At 70.4% G+C, this 18,163-nt stretch carries 22 protein-coding genes; 4 read left to right on the top strand and 18 right to left on the bottom strand.

Annotated elements, in window-relative coordinates; genetic code table 11:
• Positions 1-26: 26 nt before the first annotated feature.
• Positions 27-782 (top strand): hypothetical protein, encoded by a 756-nt coding sequence (locus AC27IY_RS41500; RefSeq protein WP_487181362.1) that lies wholly within the window; start codon positions 27-29, stop codon positions 780-782.
• A gap of 58 nt (positions 783-840) precedes the next feature.
• On the opposite strand, the gene AC27IY_RS41495 is transcribed toward AC27IY_RS41500, so the two are convergent.
• The 5 genes from AC27IY_RS41495 to AC27IY_RS41475 all read right to left on the bottom strand — a co-directional run bounded on the left by AC27IY_RS41495 (position 841) and on the right by AC27IY_RS41475 (position 6,350).
• Positions 841-1,251, bottom strand: a complete 411-nt coding sequence (locus tag AC27IY_RS41495; RefSeq protein ID WP_487181361.1) for a hypothetical protein — start codon at positions 1,249-1,251, stop codon at positions 841-843.
• Positions 1,252-1,305: 54 nt separating this feature from the next.
• Positions 1,306-2,466: a hypothetical protein gene (locus AC27IY_RS41490; RefSeq protein WP_487181360.1), complete on the bottom strand. Its 1,161-nt coding sequence runs from the start codon at positions 2,464-2,466 to the stop codon at positions 1,306-1,308.
• A 149-nt stretch (positions 2,467-2,615) separates the two neighbouring features.
• Positions 2,616-4,772 carry a hypothetical protein gene (locus AC27IY_RS41485; RefSeq protein ID WP_487181359.1) on the bottom strand — a complete coding sequence of 719 codons (2,157 nt, stop codon included), beginning with the start codon at positions 4,770-4,772 and terminating at the stop codon, positions 2,616-2,618.
• A 49-nt stretch (positions 4,773-4,821) separates the two neighbouring features.
• Positions 4,822-6,087: a hypothetical protein gene (locus tag AC27IY_RS41480; RefSeq protein WP_487181358.1), complete on the bottom strand. Its 1,266-nt coding sequence runs from the start codon at positions 6,085-6,087 to the stop codon at positions 4,822-4,824.
• On the bottom strand, positions 6,084-6,350 hold the full coding sequence (locus AC27IY_RS41475) for a hypothetical protein (protein WP_487181357.1): 267 nt from the start codon (positions 6,348-6,350) through the stop codon (positions 6,084-6,086). The genes AC27IY_RS41480 and AC27IY_RS41475 overlap by 4 nt, the downstream gene beginning before the upstream one ends.
• Positions 6,351-6,432: 82 nt before the next feature.
• Here AC27IY_RS41475 and AC27IY_RS41470 point away from each other — a divergent pair, with 82 nt between their 5' ends.
• The gene (locus AC27IY_RS41470; RefSeq protein WP_487181356.1) at positions 6,433-7,212 is read left to right on the top strand and encodes a GntR family transcriptional regulator; all 780 of its coding nucleotides are present in this window, start codon (positions 6,433-6,435) and stop codon (positions 7,210-7,212) included.
• Between the two features lie 633 nt (positions 7,213-7,845).
• Here AC27IY_RS41470 and AC27IY_RS41465 read toward each other — a convergent pair.
• The 9 genes from AC27IY_RS41465 to AC27IY_RS41425 all read right to left on the bottom strand — a co-directional run bounded on the left by AC27IY_RS41465 (position 7,846) and on the right by AC27IY_RS41425 (position 13,097).
• On the bottom strand, positions 7,846-8,091 hold the full coding sequence (locus tag AC27IY_RS41465) for a hypothetical protein (RefSeq protein ID WP_487181355.1): 246 nt from the start codon (positions 8,089-8,091) through the stop codon (positions 7,846-7,848).
• Positions 8,088-8,684, bottom strand: coding sequence for a hypothetical protein (locus AC27IY_RS41460; protein ID WP_487181354.1), 597 nt, complete (start codon positions 8,682-8,684; stop codon positions 8,088-8,090). The genes AC27IY_RS41465 and AC27IY_RS41460 overlap by 4 nt, the downstream gene beginning before the upstream one ends.
• On the bottom strand, positions 8,677-8,997 hold the full coding sequence (locus AC27IY_RS41455; RefSeq protein WP_487181353.1) for a hypothetical protein: 321 nt from the start codon (positions 8,995-8,997) through the stop codon (positions 8,677-8,679). Before AC27IY_RS41455 ends, AC27IY_RS41460 begins: the two co-directional genes overlap by 8 nt.
• Positions 8,994-9,458, bottom strand: coding sequence for a hypothetical protein (locus AC27IY_RS41450; RefSeq protein WP_487181352.1), 465 nt, complete (start codon positions 9,456-9,458; stop codon positions 8,994-8,996). Before AC27IY_RS41450 ends, AC27IY_RS41455 begins: the two co-directional genes overlap by 4 nt.
• Entirely contained in the window at positions 9,455-10,909 is a 1,455-nt protein-coding gene (locus AC27IY_RS41445; protein ID WP_487181351.1) for a hypothetical protein, read from the bottom strand. Before AC27IY_RS41445 ends, AC27IY_RS41450 begins: the two co-directional genes overlap by 4 nt.
• Positions 10,906-11,067 carry a hypothetical protein gene (locus tag AC27IY_RS41440; protein WP_487181349.1) on the bottom strand — a complete coding sequence of 54 codons (162 nt, stop codon included), beginning with the start codon at positions 11,065-11,067 and terminating at the stop codon, positions 10,906-10,908. Before AC27IY_RS41440 ends, AC27IY_RS41445 begins: the two co-directional genes overlap by 4 nt.
• 166 nt (positions 11,068-11,233) lie before the next feature.
• Positions 11,234-11,533: a WhiB family transcriptional regulator gene (locus tag AC27IY_RS41435; RefSeq protein WP_487181348.1), complete on the bottom strand. Its 300-nt coding sequence runs from the start codon at positions 11,531-11,533 to the stop codon at positions 11,234-11,236.
• Positions 11,533-12,201 carry a hypothetical protein gene (locus AC27IY_RS41430; RefSeq protein ID WP_487181347.1) on the bottom strand — a complete coding sequence of 223 codons (669 nt, stop codon included), beginning with the start codon at positions 12,199-12,201 and terminating at the stop codon, positions 11,533-11,535. The genes AC27IY_RS41435 and AC27IY_RS41430 overlap by 1 nt, the downstream gene beginning before the upstream one ends.
• Positions 12,198-13,097 carry a Rad52/Rad22 family DNA repair protein gene (locus AC27IY_RS41425; protein WP_487181346.1) on the bottom strand — a complete coding sequence of 300 codons (900 nt, stop codon included), beginning with the start codon at positions 13,095-13,097 and terminating at the stop codon, positions 12,198-12,200. Before AC27IY_RS41425 ends, AC27IY_RS41430 begins: the two co-directional genes overlap by 4 nt.
• A gap of 421 nt (positions 13,098-13,518) precedes the next feature.
• Between AC27IY_RS41425 and AC27IY_RS41420 the strand changes: the two genes are divergently transcribed.
• A complete protein-coding gene (locus AC27IY_RS41420) occupies positions 13,519-13,980 on the top strand; it encodes a hypothetical protein (RefSeq protein ID WP_487181345.1) in 462 nt (153 codons plus the stop codon).
• A 219-nt stretch (positions 13,981-14,199) separates the two neighbouring features.
• Here AC27IY_RS41420 and AC27IY_RS41415 read toward each other — a convergent pair whose 3' ends face one another.
• The 3 genes from AC27IY_RS41415 to AC27IY_RS41405 form a co-directional block, all read right to left on the bottom strand.
• Positions 14,200-14,640, bottom strand: coding sequence for a hypothetical protein (locus AC27IY_RS41415; RefSeq protein ID WP_487181343.1), 441 nt, complete (start codon positions 14,638-14,640; stop codon positions 14,200-14,202).
• Between the two features lie 695 nt (positions 14,641-15,335).
• Positions 15,336-15,695: a hypothetical protein gene (locus AC27IY_RS41410; RefSeq protein WP_487181342.1), complete on the bottom strand. Its 360-nt coding sequence runs from the start codon at positions 15,693-15,695 to the stop codon at positions 15,336-15,338.
• An 83-nt stretch (positions 15,696-15,778) separates the two neighbouring features.
• A complete protein-coding gene (locus AC27IY_RS41405; protein ID WP_487181340.1) occupies positions 15,779-16,813 on the bottom strand; it encodes a pentapeptide repeat-containing protein in 1,035 nt (344 codons plus the stop codon).
• A 142-nt stretch (positions 16,814-16,955) separates the two neighbouring features.
• On the opposite strand from AC27IY_RS41405, the gene AC27IY_RS41400 reads away from it, so the two are divergent.
• A complete protein-coding gene (locus tag AC27IY_RS41400; protein ID WP_487181339.1) occupies positions 16,956-17,696 on the top strand; it encodes a hypothetical protein in 741 nt (246 codons plus the stop codon).
• Between the two features lie 37 nt (positions 17,697-17,733).
• Here the strand turns inward: AC27IY_RS41400 and AC27IY_RS41395 are convergent, their stop codons facing one another.
• Entirely contained in the window at positions 17,734-18,159 is a 426-nt protein-coding gene (locus AC27IY_RS41395; RefSeq protein ID WP_487181338.1) for a hypothetical protein, read from the bottom strand.
• Between the last annotated feature and the right edge of the window lie 4 nt (positions 18,160-18,163).

Genomic DNA, 18,163 nt, shown 5'->3' with positions numbered 1-18,163 from the left:
CACCCGGATTTGGCATGGTCGGGGGCGTGAATACGACCCCTCCCCGCCGTGTCCTCGATGTCGATGAGGCCCGGCGTCTCTACCTTGATGAGCGGCTGAGCGTGCGGACGATCGGCGTCCGTCTCGGCTGGTCTCACACCGCCATCCACGAGGCGCTCGTCGCCGCGGGGGTGACGATGCGGCCGCGCGGCGGCCCGTCGACCAAGCGCATCCCCGCCGGGACGCGGCAGGCGATCGTGGTCGCCTACCGGGCGGGGGAGAAGACGGCCGCGTTGCGGGCCCGGTTCGGGGTGTCGGCCCAGTCGATCCGGAACATCGTGGCCGAGGCCGGGGTGCCGCTGCGGCCGGGCGGCCGCGCGCCGGGCGGGCGGCGGCGCCGGTTCGACCGGGGCAGGGCGGCCGTCCTGGCGGGGCAGGGGTGGCCGGCCGGGGCGATCGCCATCATGACCGGCTTCTCAGAGGGGCACGTCCGGCGGGAGCTGCGGGCCCTCGGGTACGGCCGCCGTCCGATCCCGGCGGGGGAGGCGCTGGCGATGGCGTACGACCGGGCAGGCTCGATCCGCCGGCTGGCCGCCGAGCTGGAGTGTTCGCCGGGCCGGGTGAAGGCCGCGCTGGAGCGAGATGGGATCACCCGGTTGCCGAAGGCGGCCGAGCTGGTGGCCTTGGTGCGGGAGGCGGGCGGCAGGAGGGCGGCAGCGACGTTGGGGTGCAGCCTGGCCAGGCTGCGGGCCGCGCTGGAGGCGGCGGGGGTGCCGGTCAGGACGGTGCCGGCGGCAGCCTGACCGCAGGCATGCGGAAGGGGCGGCACCCGCACAGGATGCCGCCCCTTCGCTTGTGGGCCTACTCGGCGATGAGCTGCTTGTAGATGGTCTTGGCCTTCATGATCAGGTTTTCACCCGCCCCCACGCGTACGGACCGCTGTCCGTGTATCCAAGACTCGGCGGCGCCGTAGATCCTGATCTGGGTGTTGAGAGCCTGGACACGCGCGTCATAGTCTGCGCGGTCGGGTGCCTCGGCGAGCCACTTGGTGACCGTCTCGACGTCGTGTGGCAGGTGCTCCATCCGGTTGTACGCCTTAACGTCCCGGTTGGCCGTCGTGGCGGTGAGGTTCAGGGTGGCGAGGCTGAGCGCTGTGCTTCGGACGGTCAGCATGTCGGGTGCGGGCCTGACGGGGCGGACCTGACGGACGATTGGCGTCGGCTCGGTCTCCTCGGCGGCCGGGGCGGGGCGCTTGCGGGTCAGGTTGAGCATCGGGGTTCCTTCCTGGGGTGGTCCCGGCACCGCTCGCGCGGTACCAGGGGTGGGTCACTGGTTGACGGCGGTGTCGGTACCGGCGTCTGCCGCTTCGGTACCGGCGGGCTCGGAGGAGTCAGGCCCGGTACCGGTGGTGCTGGTACCGGACGGGTCGGGGGAGTTGGGCGCGGTACCGCTGGCGTCGGTCCCGGCGGGCGGGGTGGGCGCGGTACCGGCGTCGGCCGGTCCCGCCTTCTCCGGGCCGGTACCGGTTCCTCTGGTACCGGCCTGGGCGGTGGTACCGGCGCCGGCCGCCTCGACTGCGGTCGCGATGTAGGCCCGGATCCGCAGGGCGCGGCCGCTGCCCATGCCGCCGTCCATGAGGTTCTGCTTGGTCGGCGTGACGCCGGGGTTGGCGGCCATGAACTGCTGGGCGAAGTCGATGTCCTGGGCGGTGAGGAGCGTCGTGCCCTGCTCCTGCTGGGGGCGGGGCGCGGGGGCCGGCCTGGGCGGGCGGCGGCGCGGTGGTACAAGCGGGCTGCCCGGGGTTGTAGCGGCCCCTGAGGCGGTACCGGTCCCGGGGGTGCTCGCCGGTACCGGCGCGGTACCGGGGCCCTGCGGTACCGCCGTCCCGGTGCCGGTGCCGGTGTTGGGGCGGGCGCCGGGACCGGACTTCGCCTCAAGGCGGCGGGCCTGCTGCTCGGCTGCCCGCGCGGCGCGGGCCCGGTCCTGCTCGGCCGCGCGCTCGGCGCGGGCCCGGTCCCGCTCGGCCGCCTCGGCGCGGTCCTGGTTCTGCAGGGCGCGCAGGTGCGCGATGGCGGCCAGTACCACGGGCGGTACCGCGCCGATCAGTACCGCCAGCATCACGCCGTGCCCGGACTCTGCGCGGTACCGCAGCATCGTCAGGGCGTGCGAGACCGAGTTCAGTACCACGCTGCCGCCGATCGCCCACCAGGCACCGAGGCGGGCGTGATCGCGGGTGGCCTGGCTGATCCACTTGCGGCGCATCAGCCAGGCCCGCGCGGTGGCGATGGCGTAGAAGTCCACCGCGACGGGCAGGGCCCACGCCATGCGGATCGTCCAGCCGTTCGGCAGCTCCCACTCGGTGGACCATCCGGCCAGCTCGGCAAGGTGGGTGAGCGTGTCGAACGACACCCACAGCACCACGGCGCCGATGCCGAGGAACAGCACGTCGCCGAGGAGGTCGCGGTCAAGCTCACGAGTCTTAGTCACTGTCAGTCACTTTCAAGGGGGTTCGTGGGCGGGGCGGCTGTGGGGGTGTGTGGGTCGGGGAGGGGGAGGGGGTTGGCGGGGCTGGAGCGCTGCGCGGGGGAGGGGTCTGGGGGTCGCACAACCCCCACACGCGAGGCCGTTTCTGCTGTTCACGGCTGGTGTGCGGCCCCCACGTGGGAGGGTGTGGGGGTGTGGGACTCCCCCACGTGGGGGTCGTGGGGGTCGCCGCCCTCCCGGGCCTCGTCCCGCCGGTCACCCTGCGTGGCGGGCAGGAAGTCGGCTCGGTCGTAGCCGCGGCGCCGCTGACCGTTGCGCTCGAACGGGTTCTTGAGCGCGGTGACGCCGTACGGGGCGAGCGCCGCCGCGAGCTCGTTCTTGCTGGGGAAGCCGAGCGCGGCCGCCAGGTCCTCGGAGTGGATGCGGGTGTCGCCGGCCGCTTGGAAGACGGCCAGCGCTCGCGCGATCAGCTCCGGCACCTGCCCCGTGGCGGGCAGCGCCGCCGCGATGCGGACGTTCGCCGACGTCGTCGGAGGGCGGCCCGCCAGGGCGGCGGCGATGTCCATCGGGTGCGGCCAGTCCGCCATGTTCGCGCCGAACTCCAGCGCGAACCCGCCCGTCTGCTGCTGCGGGACGGCAGGCACTGGAGCGGGCGTGTGCACGGCCGGAAGCGCCGCCTGACCGTCCTCGTACTCGTCGTCATCGACGTCGAGGTCGGTGAACGCCTCCCGCATCCGCTCGTACCGGGTGTCGAACAGCTCGCCGATCGCCGCGCGAGCGGCGCGGACGGCGGCCGGGTCGAACTCGGGCCGGATGCGAGAGATCGCCACGGCGGCGCGGCCGATCTGGAGGAACTCCATGAACGACGCCTTGAAGGGGCGCGGCCGCTCCTGGTCGTGCTGGATGAAGGCGCAGCCGGGGCCGTCGAGGTCCTCGATGCTGATGCCCTTGTTCCAGCCGAACAGGTAGGCGATCTCCTCGGCGTCCTGCACGAACATGCCGATGCGCAGCGTGGACTGCTTCTTGACGTTCGGCGAGATGACGTCGGAGGTGGCGCGCAGCGCGGAAAAGTACACCTCGACCGCCTCGTTGCGGCCGATCCGCTGCACCTCCTCCATGTTGGCGCGGAACTCCGCGTACAGCGGGTGAGCCGACGCAGCCATGCCCTCGGCCGACTCGTCCATGAGGACCACGTACGCGGGCAGCTCCGGCGAGATCGGCAGGAGCTGGGAGTTCGCCGCCTTCTTGATCCGCCGCGTCGACTTCTTGCGGTCCTTGGCGATCGCCAGGAGCGCCCGCGACACGAGCACGGCCTCCTCAATGTTGGAGGCGGCCCAGCCGAGCGGGCACCGCTCGATCTCGCCCTCGATCCACGGGTCGAGCCACGCCTGGGAGACGCCGCCGCCGTTGAGGTCGATGTGGATGACGATGGCGTCGCGCGACCGGCCCACCTCGGCAGTGGTGACGTGCAGCAGGCCCGTCTTGCCGCTGCCGCGCTGGCCGGTGAACAGGCCCGCCTTCTGCCGCAGCACGACCTCGACGGGGGAGCCGTCGCGGAACTCGCCGAGCGTCTTCGGGTCCAGGAACGAGGTGGCGGTGAAGTCCTCCGGGTAGGGGATGGTCTCGGCGAGCCGGTTGACGGTGCCGACGCGCAGCCACGCCGAACCCCGGTCGGGGCCCTTGGTGACCTCGACGCCGCACCCGTTCGGCAGGCGCGCGTCGGAGGCGAGCGCGTCCGCGCCGCGCTCCAGGTCGGAGCGGGTACGGCCGCCGCCGGGCAGACGGACGAGCAGGTCGTAGCCGGTGCGGCCGGGCCAGAACCGCAGGTCCTCGACCAGGACGTTCATGGTGCAGACGCGGGCGATGCGCCGCTCCCAGTCCTGGGCGAGGCGGGAGGTGGAGCGCAGCACGAGCGCTCCGCGGCCGGCGGCGACCTCCAGGCGCTCCCGGTCGCGGGAGGCGAGCGGGGAGGCGAGGGTGGCGGCGAGCGCGCCGATGCCGAGCGCGGCGAAGCTGCCGGTCTGCCACAGGCCGGTGGCCAGGACCCAGGTCAGCCACGTGCCTGCCCCGCACCAGCACGACAGCCGGTACAGCAGGGCGGAAGGGGAAGCGTGGCGGGCGTTGGCCACCACCGTGGTGGCTGCGGCCGCGACGGTGCCGGCCGCACCCCACACGGGATGCAGGCCGAACACGTCGCCGAGGGCGCCGGTCGCTGCGAGGGCGCCGGTCGCCTGGACGGCCGAGGCGAGGACACCCTGAAGCGCGGTCGGCTGCTGCCGCCGGTTGCGCTGTGGGGTGGTGGTGGCCACGTGCTTCTCCTTCGGTGTCGTGCAGGTGCGTGCGTCGAGGCGGATGGGGTCAGGCGGGCATGTTCCAGAGGTGCTCGTTGATGCGGGGCTTCTCGCGGCGGGCGATGTCGTCGGCGTGCGCCTGGCGGAACGTGGCCGCGAGCTGCTGGGCGGGGTCGATCAGGGCTGCGGAGCCCTTGATGAGGTGCTGGAAGTGCTCGACCACGGCCAGGTGGATCGGGTAGGCGGCCTGCAGTCGGGCGCCGAACCGCTGGTAGGAGAGGGTGAGGTTCTGCCCGACCTGGTGGAGGGCGTCCAGGTGCTCGGCGACGATCATCATGTCGGGCACGGTGTAGCTGGAGGCGGCGCCGATCATCTCGGCGGACATGATGACGAGCGGGTTGTCGGCGCTGCTGGTGGCGATGATGCGACTCACGGTGGGGGCGCTCCTTCCGGGACGGGGCTGGGTCGAGTCGGCGGGGTTCGGGGTCGAGGTGCGGGGCTGGTCGTTGCCGGCGGCCTGCTGCCCGGCCTGCTGCTCGGTGGTGGGGGCGGGGGCTCGGCCGAGGAGACGGCGGGCCCGCGCGACCAGTCGGGCGAGCAGGGCGTGCAGGCCGATCCGGGTGGCGGTGTCCCATGCGTGCAGGCGGCCCACCATGCGGGCCAGGTCGGGCCGGAAGCGGAGCTGCCAGCCGCGCGAGCGGCCGGTGCGCCGATCCACCCAGGCGCGGACGGTGCGGCCCGCACGGCGGGTGCGGGCGAACCGCTCGCGCTTGCCGCCGTGGCGCGACGTCGACGTGGAGCCGCCACCGGCGGGCGGGCGGCGGGATCCGGACGAATTGGACTTCCCGCGTGGGAAGTTCAATCTGTCGGCGCGGTTGCTGCCACGGCGTGACCGGCGACCGCCGATCGGCCCGCCGCTGGGGTGCGCGGCCGCGTCGCCGCCGGATCGTTCGCCCCGGCGCGAGCGGCGGGAACCGCCGCCGTTGGCCGAGTCGGCGCTGCCGTTTCCCCCGCCACGGCCGGGCCGCTTGCGGAGGAGGGTGCCGCGCCGGTGCGCCACGTAGGCGGCGCCCGCCCCGGCGACCGCGACGCCGCCGCCGACCAGGCCGCCGACGCCGGCGAGCTGGTAGAGGCCGGTGACGAGCAGCGTCGCCGTGGCCAGGCCGCCCACGAGCAGTGTCCGGCCCGGTGTCATCGGGGCGGCCGCGCCGTCGTCCATGACGGGCGCGGGGTGCTCGGTCGGGGCCGGCTCGGGCACGTGCTCCTCCACCGTGACCTCGTCCTCGACGTCGTCGGCGGTGCTCTCCGGGGGTTCGACCTTCACGTAGGTCACGGCGTCACCGCCAGAAACGTGGCCATGGCGTCGGCGAAGGCGTCGAGGTCGCCGGTTAGGAACGCGACGAACGCGCCGCCGGCCGCGGACGCGGCCAGAAGGGCGAACGCCTGGAGGGCGACGAGCTGGAACGTGTGCCAATCGCGGGTCTGCCCCGTGCCGGAGCAGCCCCAGCAGCGGACGACGAACGCCCCGCTGTAGGTCATGGAGCCGCCGCCCTGGCACATGGGGCACGGCTCGCGCGGCGGGATCAGAACGCTCATCTCCTCGCCCCTTCCGGTCGTCTCTTGGCTATCTACACCTTACAAGCTAGCTTGATAGGTGTAGATAGACAAGAAGGGGTTGTTGACGTTGATAGCCAAGACCGGTATCCCGGTGGCGCGAAGGGCTGGCACTCTTGGTGTCGGCACACCACCAACAGCGATGGGATGGATACTCATGGCCGCAGGGCACCCCTTCGAGGAGATCGCCAAGACACTGCGGTCAGAGATCTTGAGCGGCCAGCGGAAACCAGGCGAGAAGTTGCCGAGCGAGAACGAACTTCAAGACAGATGGGACGTGTCGCGGGTGACAGTGCAGCGAGCAGTAGATGACCTCGTCGCCGAGGGCCTGGCCTTGACCGTCCCGAAGAAGGGCGTATTCGTACGCGGCTACGATCGAACGCTGCGGACGGTGGAGCTCGACACGATCAACCGGGAGTTCGGCGCCACGGTAGAGGTCGCCGTCGTGGACACGCCGTCCGTGATGGAGGAACCGAACGCGGTCGAGCCGGGCGTCTTCCGGCGGCGCGTGGTCGGCAACAGCATCCGTGACACCTACTGGTCGCGTGCCGTCACCTCCCAGATTCCGGAGCTGACTCGGCCGGCCCCGCTGGACAAGGCGGACCTGCTGCTGCTCGTGGATGTCGGCATGCTGCCGGTCCAGGGGAGAGCGACCGTGGTCGCGCGGATGCCGACCCACGAGGAGACCACGGCGCTGAGCCTTCCCCGAGCGACCCCGGTACTCGAGCAAGTGGTGCGGCTGTTCGTGGACCGCCGGCTGGTCGGCATGCGGGTCGAGGTGTATCCCGGTGATCGGACCAGCCTGCAGTACGACCTTGCCCCGCTTGATGGCCCGGAGAGATGAACAACGCACACCGTAAGCCTTGGTGCAACACGCCTTACGGGGGTGCGCGCAAGGCGGTACAGTCAGGGAGATAGGCATGTGCCTAGTAGGCGCATGACCAGCCTGTCTTCATGACGACGGCGAGGCGGCGCCGCGCGAGTCCGGTGGCCATCCAGACATACTGCGCGACACCGCCTCAGTGGTTGGCGTTGAGTCAGGAGGTTGCAGCCTCCTGCTCAACGACCGACTCTGAGGATCACCTCCACCACAATCAGAACCACGCGGACGACGATCATCGCGACGTCCTGGGGCTTAGGCGGTTCCCAGTTTCGGTACCACGGCTTCTTCTCCTCCATCTTGATCCCTTCTCTCAGGGTGGGATCGATCGACGGCCCTTGTGCCGGTCGATGCCCGCGCGGAGCCGGCCAGTACGAGGGAGAGAAGCAGCTTGGTGACTACGGTAAAGGAAGTCTCTCGGTGTCGGTGGCAATGAACGCGGCCGAGACGCTGTTTAGCTAACACAGCTATTTCTCCTACTAGTTCAGCTAGTTCGCTGTACTCCCTTCCTGCTCTGACCAGCGACGATAAGAGCCAAGAAGATCAAGCTGGACGCTCAGCTGACCTCAATGTGATATGCATCACATTTTTTGTGCACTACCGTCGAGGTCGCCGTGTGGGCGCGGGATCATCCAGAAGCACGAGCGCGGCCACCCGCAGGTCCATGTCGGCGGTCCGGCTGGTGTCCCGCCAGTAGTCGCGGTCCTCCTCGGCCTGCTCGCGGGTGGCCCGCATGCGCGGCGTCATCCAGCCGGAGGCGTCGCCGACCTGCTTGGCGTCGACCACGACGTAACCGGCCACCAGTTCGGCGGGCGCGGTCGGCTCGGGGATGGTGATCGTCATCGGGTGACCTCCTGGTCGTCGGTGAGGGGTTTGCAGGACAGGAGCCGGATCGGCACGTCGTCATGGCCGGCCTCCAGACAGGTGCGGCAGAACGAGAGGTCTTCAATGCCCCGGCTCGTCTCGATGGCGGCGTCTCGGTGCATGGGGCAGACGCGCTGCGGGGCCCGCTCGCAGCCCCGCTCGCACGTGAACCGGATCTCGGCGACGGCGCGGTTGTGGCAGCGGCCGAGGTCGATGCTGAACCATGTCGTCTCGGTGTCGCACCGGTTCGCTTCGGCGGTGGCCGCGCGGGCGGCGCGCTCGGCGTCGGTGCTGACGTGGCAGGCGATGAGCCCGGCCGGGTAGGAGTCGATAGTGCCGTCCTGGACGGTGATGTAGTGGCCGCCTTCCGGGGTGCAGCCGTTGCAGAGCGGCCCGCACCAGGGGAGGGCCCGCACCGTCCGCACCGTGACCTCGGCCGCGGGGGTGTCCACGGTGACGTCGTCGTGCAAGGCGAATTCGAGGGCGCGGCGGTGGATGTCGGCCGGATCGGTGCCGGGCACGAGCAGGGCGAGCCCATCAACGTTGACGAGCAGCCGGATTCGGTCAGTCACGGATGGGGCCCTTCTGCGGGTTTGGGGTGGAGTGGCGGAGGTTGTCGAGGACTTCGGCGACGGCCTGGCCGGCGGCGTCGACGCCGGCGCGGTAGCCGGTCCGGTAGGTGTCGATGTCGGCGGCGACGAGGAGGGTGAGGGTGCGGCCCTCGGCGAAGCGCAGCACGTCATACCAGGCCGGGTGTCCGGTGACGATGGCGTCGGTGGTGTACCAGTTGCCGAGGTTGGATCGGTTGGCGACCCACACCTGCTGGCGGGGGCCGCCCCAGTCCATGGCGACGACGGAACCCGCGGGCGGCTCCTCGGTGATCATCTGGGCTCCTGGGGCGGGTGGTAGGCGATCTCGGTCAAGGTGGTGCGCAGGTGGGGGCTCGTGTCGCGCCGGTAGACGGTCATCTCCTGGCAGGCGGGGCATCGGCTGGCCTGGTAGCGGATGAGCGGCCGGTGGCCGGGGTGTGGTGCGGCCAGGCCGATGGCCATCTGCCGGGGGCCGGGGTGAGCGCACTGCTCGCACGAGGGGTCGATGTAGGACATGAGCAGGGCGGGCTCCCAACGCCGCCACGTGATCGGGGTGGCGCCGTCGAGCTCGGGGAGGGCGGGGACGAACCGCTGTTGGACGGCGACCATGCCGCGCAGTTGCTCGTTCTCGACGCGGAGGTGCCGGATTTGCAGGTCGATGTCGGCCTGGAGCGCCTCGATCCGGGCGTGCAGTCTGGCCGTCTCGTCGCGGGGGCCCGCACCCTCGGCGGGGCGCGGGGTGGTGGGGCTGCTCATGCGACCTGTCCTTCCTGGTTGGCGGGCTGGTCGGCCTGCTGGGCGCGGAGGGCGAGGATGCGGGCGGGGTGGATGAACCCGATGGTCTCGACGCCGTCGCCGCTGATACACCACGAGCCGGGCGTTTCCCCGTGCCGGGCCTCAGCGCCGCACTTCTCGCAGTAGACGCGATCCCGGGCGGCCTGGAGCTCCCTCTCGCGGTCCGAGAGCTTGCGGGGGCGCAGGGATGCCCTGGCGGCCTCGATCGCCGCTGCAGCGATCTCTCCGCGCGCCGCAGGCGCCTTCTGCGGGCGGGGGCGGGGCTCCTCGTCGTCGGCCGGGACAGCGGTCAGCGCGGCCAGTTCGGCGAACTTGTCCGCAACCGGGGGAGGCGTTGGCGTGGGCCTGGCCGACGGGGCGACTCCCACCGGGGCCGCCGCCGCGGGCGCGGCCGGCGCGGGCGTGGGCTGCTGGGCAGGCCGGTCGGTGCGGCGCTTGCCGCCCTCGCACGCCGGGCAGTCCCCGCCCTGGTCGAGGTCCTGGCCGTCCTCGCACCGCACGTTCGCGCAGATGCGGGCCTGAACGATGGTGATGGCGGCGGCGACCGGGTCGTTGACGCGCTCGCCCTTGTGCTGCCACCACGTCCAGCGGCGTTCGATCCGCTTGACCAGCTCGGCCGGGGTGCGAGTGGCCAGGGCCCGTTGGATCGCGGCCAGCACCTTGCCGGACGCTCCGCGGCTGATGCGGCGGCGCAGCTCCTCGGGCAGCTGCTCGAACACGGCGGCGGCCGGGTGGGTCGTCGTTGCTGCTGTGGGAGTGGCGGATCCGGGTTCTGCTCCGGGCCGCAGGCCCGCGCCGCCCGGCTCCCCACCTACCTGTAGTGCGCCTACGGCGGGAGGAAGATCTTCTTTCTCTTCCCCTTCCTTTCTCTTAGGTTCCTTTCTCTTGTGGTGCGCAGAATTTTGCGCGGGGCCCGTGCAATCTGTTGCGCTCCCCCCCGTGCAATTTTCTGCGCCCCCCTCCTGAGGCTCCGCCGCGTCGCCTACCCCCCGTGCAATTTTTTGCGCCCCCTGGCTGACCTGGTCTTTCTTCAGGGTCCGGGTGTCGATGGCTGGGGTGATCTCCCGCGTCTGCCGCTTCTCGGGCGGGAGCGGGTTGAAGTGCACCCGGTAGCGGTTGCGGTCCTGCCCGCCGGTCTCGTCCCACTGCGGCGTGATCGTCAGGTACCCCTGGTTTTGCAGCCGGTCGAAGCAGGCGTCGATGGTGCGGACGCTGGACTTGCCGAGCTCCCTCGCCAGGGTCGTCCGGCCCGGGAAGATGCCGTTACCGGCGCGCCCGTGCCAGAGCAGGATGCCGTACAGGCGGACGTCGACGTCCTTGAGCGCACTGTTGAACAGGACGGTGTCCGGGACCATGCGAAAGCCATCAGGCCCGTCTACCTCGATGAAGCCGCCGTCCGAGTAGTCGCTCATTGGGCGTCCACCTGCACGTACGGGTGGCGACCGGCGGGGACGTCGGCGGCGGTGATGTGCGCGAGCCAGCCGGCCAGCTCCGTGTCGGAGGGCGCGGCGAACGTCTCGGGCAGGGCGGAGGCGGCCGCGGTGCGGCGCTTCCAGAAGTCGAACAGCATGCTGCAGAGGTCTTTCTCTCGGCGGGGGACCGATGGGCCGGCGTGGGTTGCCGGGCTCGCGGACCCAAACAGGTCGCGAGACTTACGTCCAACGGCGAAGATCTAAGGCGTGTTTTGGCCGGTCACGCCCGGGTGGTTTGTGCATCCCGGGCGTGTCGCCGGCCTGTTAGGCGGCGGCGGTGGCCAGGCCCTGGCGGGCGCGGGCCTCGTCGCGCAGCTCGTCGGGGTTGAGCCCGCCCCGGACGGTGTTCCGCTCGCCCATGGCGATGGCCTCGTCCAGGCACCGCTCACGGACCGGGCACCGGCGGCAGAACGCCTTGGCCTTGGCCTCGTCGTACGCGGGGCGGGGGCGGCCGCCGCGAAGCGGCTCGGTGTCGTTGACGAACACCCAGCCGGGCACGCCACGGCAGGCGGCCCGGGTGTGCCACTCGGGGAAGATGAGGGCCCGCTTGATCCGGCTGGCCATCACTCGCCGCCCTCAGCGGGCGGGAGGGCGAGGATCGACGCAAGGCGGGTGCCGGTGAGCAGACCCGCCCGGTAGGCGTCCTCGATCACCTGGTCGGCGTCCTTGGTGAACGTCACCGTGGGGGATGGGTTGGTCGGTATGACCCTCACGCCCGGGATGTCCACGCACTCGCCGGTGAGCGGGTTGGCGGTCACGCCGTTCTTGGCCGCCTCGGTGATCAGCGTGTGGAACGCGGGCCGGACCTCCACCGTGAGCTGGGCGCGGCCGGGGCCGAGCAGCTCATCGAGGGCGGCCATCACCCGGTCGGCCTCCTTCGCCGACACGTCGATGGTGATGGTGCGGGCGACCTCGGTGGGCGCGTTCGCCTCCACCCACTCCTGGTACTTGGCGGGGTCGGTGACCTTCACCTGGTAGCCGACCTTCGGCTGAGTGACGGTCGCGAACTGCCGACCGGCGATATGGGCGATCTCCGTGCCGCCCGGCGGGAGCAGCGGCATCCCGTCGTCGGCGGTGGTCTTCAGGGTGTTGATGCGGTCGGTGATGACCTTTCCGACCTTGCGCTTCTCCAGGTAGCGGGCCATGGCCAGTTCGGTGGCGATGGCGCGGCCGGACGGGGCCGCCGGGGCGGCGGGCGTGGCGCCCGCCGCCTGGACGTCGTTGGTGCTCATACGCCCGCCTTCATGGGCTCGTCGGCCTGCGCCGCCTGCTCGGCCCGGTGGGCGATGTCGCGCGCGGCGAGCAAGATTTCCCGCTTCGGCATGAACACCGCGCCGATCGCCTGCTCGTCCGCCTTGCTGATGTGGCCCGCCGCGATCTCGGCGTCGATCTGGTTGCCGATCGCGGTCATCTGGTCGAGCGAGGTCGCGCCGCTGATGGCGACGATGATCCTCGACAGCAGCGACGGGCCGGTATCGGCATTGAGCGGCCGGTCGGTCTCGTCGTGGCCGAGGGACACCTGCTGAGGCACGTTCGCCTGGATGTCCTCCGGCTCCTCGGGGGAGGTGCTGGCGCTGTCCGCCTGCGCGGCCTGCTGGGCGGCGATCTCCTCCGGCGTCGGGTCCGGCCAGGCCAGCGTCCCGCCCACCAGCGCGTCAGTCTGGCCCTTGTTGTAGAGCGACAGGCCGAACTGGTCGCCGAGCGGGATGGACGCCCGCTTGGTGGCGACCGAGATCGCCGACTTCATCGCCAGTTCGTGCGCGTCGCCGCGCGTCTGGTTCTGCGCCGTCTCGGCGGTGCCGTTCTCGTAGTGGCACATCACGTTGCCGTCCGGGTCCTTGATCGTCAGCCGGACAACGGCCCGGTAGCAGACGTCCCACCGGCCCGGCTTGTCGCTGCGCTCCTGCTCGAACACGAGGTCGAGCCGGAGAAGGTCGGTGTCCCAGTTGCCGAACCCGAACACCCGGTTGAGGTGGGCGAGGTTGTCCTGCTGGGTGATGTGCGAATGGCCCTTGCCGTCGCGCATGACGCGCTCGGGGGCGATCGGCTTGAGGAGCTGCCGGATCTGCCGCCGCAGGAAGCCGCGACGGCGAGGCTTCCGGGCCAGCTTCATGGTGGTGCTGAGCAAGGTGACTCCGTTTCCTGGGGCTACGCCAGGGCGTTGGGACCGCTCCCGCCGCCGCTGCCGTGAGTCGAGCCGCGTCGGGGAGGCGCGGCGCACACTAGACCGCTCCACTCTTAACCACTCGAAACATAAGGGTCATTTATTACGTGATTACACTATAGCCCAACGCGAAACCGGTCAATACACTCACCCCTACAGTCTCGCAACTCCTGAACGATCACTCAGCAGGCGCATGCCTGACCACGCCAAACACGCGAGGGGGTTACCAACCGGCCTTAAGATCTCTACGCTTCACCCAGAACATCACGCCTACTGCGCAGCGCCACCGCAGCACGCTGACGCGACACCCAACGCCGAAGCACAGGAGACCTTCCCCATGTCTCAGCCCCCCAACGGATTTGAACTCCGCTTCACAACAGCGGACATGACCGGAGACCAGGTCGCCCGCCTCGGCGTCTCGAACGCGGCCGCCCACACCATCAACCGGCTGCTCAACCTCGTCTCCACCGTGGACGACGACCGCCGCATACCCGGCGACTTAACCCGGGAAGCGCTCGACGCGCTCAAGACCGTGAACAAGGTGGTCGCCCGCTGCCTCATGACCGACATGATGCGCGGCGCCCCAGACGAGGACCTGGCCGACGAATTCGGCATGGACGCATTCACCTTCGTCCGCCAGTACGGCAACCTCAACAAGACCCACCTGGCCGGCGACCCCCAAGGGTTATGGGAAGAACTCCGCCCCACCTGCCCCGCCGAGATCCACGACTCGTGCCCTGGAGACCCAGCCACCGCCGCCCACCACCTCGATCAGTGGATGGCGCGGCATCTCGACTCGCGCGAAGCCGCCCCCGCCCCCACGCACCCAGTGTCCGCCCGCCTGTGACCGCGACCCCTCCCCGGGGCACGCGAGAGGGCCCTCTCCCCACAGCCACGGGGAGAGGGCCCTCTCGCGTTCAAGATCAGTGTGCGCGCCCGGACTCCGGCGGGCAGTCAGCCCCCGAAAGAGCTGAAGGCGGTACCCCTGTCCGGCGGGCGCGCACGACGTCCGCCCCAGGAAAGGACCGCAACGTCTGCCGCACATCATAAGCGGCCCCGGGCGGGGTTACATTCCCGCGAGCTTGACGTCCTCCGCCTTCACCGGCCGCACCACGTTGTAGAGAGCGGAGATCACCGCAGCTCCGCCCGCCTGAGCGACCGCGAAGAGGATGGTCTTCAGATCGCCCGAAGCGACACCAGCCGCGGCCGCGCCGCCGGCGACGATCGCGCCCGACAGCACGTTCTGCCACAGGGAGCGGTTCGCGCGCAGCGGCACCTCGCCGACGCCCGGAGCACCCGCGGGCTTCCACTGGTTGTAGAGCCAGGCGAACACCGCGGCGAGCGCGGCCTGACCGCCGACCACGCCGAGGGTACCCGCGTCGACGGCGTCGCCAGCCGTGAAGATCGCGCCGCCGCCGGCCACGACCGCCACGGAGAGCACGTTCTGCAGAAGGGAGCGAGCACCGCGCAGAAGCGCGTCAGAGATGCCCGGAAGACGATGAACCATGATCGTGGCTCCTTCGCAAAGGGGTCTGGACTGTCCGATTGCGGATGGTGCACGAGTAGGCGGTTAGTGTCGCTTCGGGCTGCTCTCTGGTTATGAACCACGCGCCCGGATGTGCCGACCTACCATGTAGTCACTACATGGGACCGACCTGGATGCGAGAGCCGCCGGTCCACGGCCCGGCACTGTCCGCCGGCCGTATCCGCCTGCTGCTACCGCGGGTCGTAACCCACAAAAGGGGCAATGGTGCCCCTTTGGGGCGCCATCGAGCGTCCGAACCGCCGCACGGGAGCGTGCGACGGAGCTGCTGAGGACAGGGAAAGGGAAGGGATCTGTATGCGTAGACCCCGAGCCATGGTGGTCTACGGCCATATGGCCTGACGGGAACCGGAGCGGGGACAGCTACAGCCGCGGTCCTATCTGGACAACCCATGGTCGCCGTCGTTCTGGTGGCCATACCGGCATGCGTTGCGCTCCTGTACGGAGCCTTTCACGGCATCCTCGTTGCCCAAGCCGTTTGGACAGCGCTCCGGGCAGACGAGGAACCGCGCCGGGAAACAGCTGTAAACGTCCTCAACATCCTGCTCGACAATCCGCCTGACGGACGTCCCCAACCACGAAGGCGGGGACGGCGATGAAGTCAGGCTTCCGGCCCCGCGCCCCGCCATGCGTTCGCGGCCGTACGGCCGCGAACGCGGTCAGGCCCACGTCTTGAGCACGATGCCGAGCACGCCGAACACGAGCGACACAGCGATCGGCACCCACGTCGAGAACCGCTTCGCGTTGTCCGCCATCGTCTGCACCCGCGACCGCTCGGCCGCCCGCTCCTCAGCCGCCGCCTGGATCGCCTTCGCGTGCTCGTCCAGCCGCTCCGACACCGCCCGGTGGTTCTCGGCCACCGTGTCGGCCAGCTCGGCGTGCCGCCGCTCGCCGTGCTCAGTCCGCTGCAGGATGAGCGCCAACTGGCCGCGCACGTCGGTGAAGCCCACCTCGGCGATCCGCCGAACCTCGGCCACCTGCCCCGCCACCCAAGCCTGCTCGTTCTGCTCGTCGGCCATCCCGCACCCCCACTACCGTCAGGCCCGTCACGTCGGGGCGGCACGATAGGGACAAACCGGGCTTGCGTCGCCGAGGAAACTGGTCAGAACTTGGTGGTTGAGTCCACTGTGGCGTGATTCACTAGCCATCCTCGATCGGTCAGTCCCACGGCCTCGCGCAGATCGGCCCCGCGCAGGTCGGCCGTGTCCAGGGCGGCCTCACGCAGGTCGGCTCGGCGCAGGTCGGCCCCGCGCAGGTCGGCCCCATGCAGGCTGGCCTCGCGCAGGTCGGTCCCGCGCAGGTCGGCCCCGCGCAGGTTGGCGAAGGGCAGGATGGCCTCAGCGAGGTTGGCTTTGCGCAGGTCAGCCCCATGCAGGTCGGCCCACCACAGGTCAGCTTTCTGGAGTTGGGCCAGGGGAGTGCGCACCTGGGCCAGATTCAGCCAAATCCTTCCAAGGGATACTTCATCTAAATTGGGGGGATTACGAGCGAGTACAGTGAGTGCCGCCGCGATATCCGTTGTGGGCGGCAGTGGCCCGGTTTTAGGCCACTTGGCCTCCGGCTTCGGGTCATGTTCGCGGACAAAGGCCGCGAGCACGTCAACAATCGTCTGACGGTCGCGAGGGGAATCCGCCGCAAGGCGCTCAAGCGCGTAAATCGCGCCCACCCGGACATCTAGCGACTTGGAGCCGAGTTGCTCAACCGCTTTGGTGTACCGGTCTGTAATCTGGCCCTGCTGTGCCGTCTCCAATGTCCGGGCGGTGTAGATGAGGCCGCCGGCGGTGAACACCAGCCCGAAAACGACACCCCATGCAGTGATCCGTTGCACGACTGCCCCGTGGCTGGCGTGGAGGGCATCGAGGCGCTCCTTGGGCGTGAGCTGGTCAAGCTCGTCCGGAGTGAGGGCCAGTACCCGCAGAAGCTTTGCACGCCGAAGCTGCGCGAGAACCCACCGCACAGCCCCTGTCAGGGCAACCGCGCACCCAAGAACCGCCAGCAGGACCGCAGTCAGGTTGTCCGGCAAGGTATCCAGCACCGGGCTCAACCACGATGGCACCGATGTAGGGGAGGCCAGGAGGAGGCCAAGCGTCGCCGTCGCAACGACGGTGACGATCAGGACGGGCGTGATCCAGATCAACGTCCGCAGCAGGCGGGCACGTCGCGCACTCACACATCCAGAAAACCCCAGAAACTCGGCCAACGGCCGACTTCGATCTTAGGCTAGCCACAATTCGGCGGTTCCGCTTGCGCTACGAGGCGTTGCACGATGTGCTTCCCGCGTGGAAAGTCCTGATCAAACACCGGACGAAGAGACGAAACCGGTCCTCATCCACTACACGACCGGTCAGCTCACCGGCACCCAGGCCGACGCCGTCAACCGGTGGCGGGACCGGCTGGACGAGGATCGACCCCTGCCCGGCATCCAGCACAAGGGCGGCCCGCTGCGCACGTTCTTCAACCTGGACGACCGGCCGCCCTGCTCCCTGTCCGATGTCATCGCCACCGCCGTCATCCGGTTCATGAAACGGCCGCCCGAACCGCTCGCCGTCGCCCGCTACGCGCACGCCTCCCGCCAAGCCCAGATCGACATCGGCCGGTTCGGCGCCCGACCGGATTCGCCCGTGCACAAGAAGGTCAGCTTCTACCTGCCCGAACCCGTGGCCATCGAATGGGAACGCCTGCGCAAGGCCACCGAGCCGGCCGTCCGCGAGTTCGTCGACGCCCTGCGCGAGGAGGTGCGGCAGGAGTTCCCCGGCGCCGACCAGGAGAAGCAACGCGCCATGGCGTTCGCGATGCGGCTGGCCGCCAGCGGCTTGCCCGCGCAGCCGCCCCGCATCCCGGGCGGCGTCATCGCCCGCATGGCCATCGACAAGCACGCCAACCGCGACGTCGAGAAGATGATCGCCGACGCCGTCGAATACGCGCAGGAGACCCACGAGCAGCCCCACCGCGCCCGCCGCGACGTCCACGGCCGCGACGAAACCCCCAACCGAGGCCCCACCCGCAGGCGTCGACGCTGAACTTCCCGCGGGGGAAGCCCAGCGTCGCGCCCACCCGCTACCGGTGCGAGCCGGCCACCACGGCGACGGCCGCCGAACCGGTGTTGACCTTCACCTGCACGTCCACCATCTTCCGCGCGCCGAACGCCCACTGCTCCGGCAGGAACCCGCTCACGGTCACCGTGCCCGACGCCGTCACCGTCCGGGAGCCGATCTGCGCCCCGTCCGCGCGCAACTGCACCTCGGCCGACGACGCCCCCGACAGGGTGAGCGACACGTCCGCCGTCACCGCGCTCCCCGACCGAGGGAACGTTGTCCAGGCGACCCGCGTCAGCGTGGTCGACGTGACGCTGGTGGCCACCGCCACGAACGGGATGGTGCGCACGCTGGCCTGCAACTCCAGCGCCTTCACCCGGGCGCGCAGGTCCGAGATCATGCGTACGAGGTCGGCCTGCTGCAGGTCTCCCGCCCCGATCTTCGCCATGCCT

Source organism: Nonomuraea sp. B208, from assembly GCF_057536035.1.
This window is presented reverse-complemented; position numbering and strand designations above follow the sequence as displayed.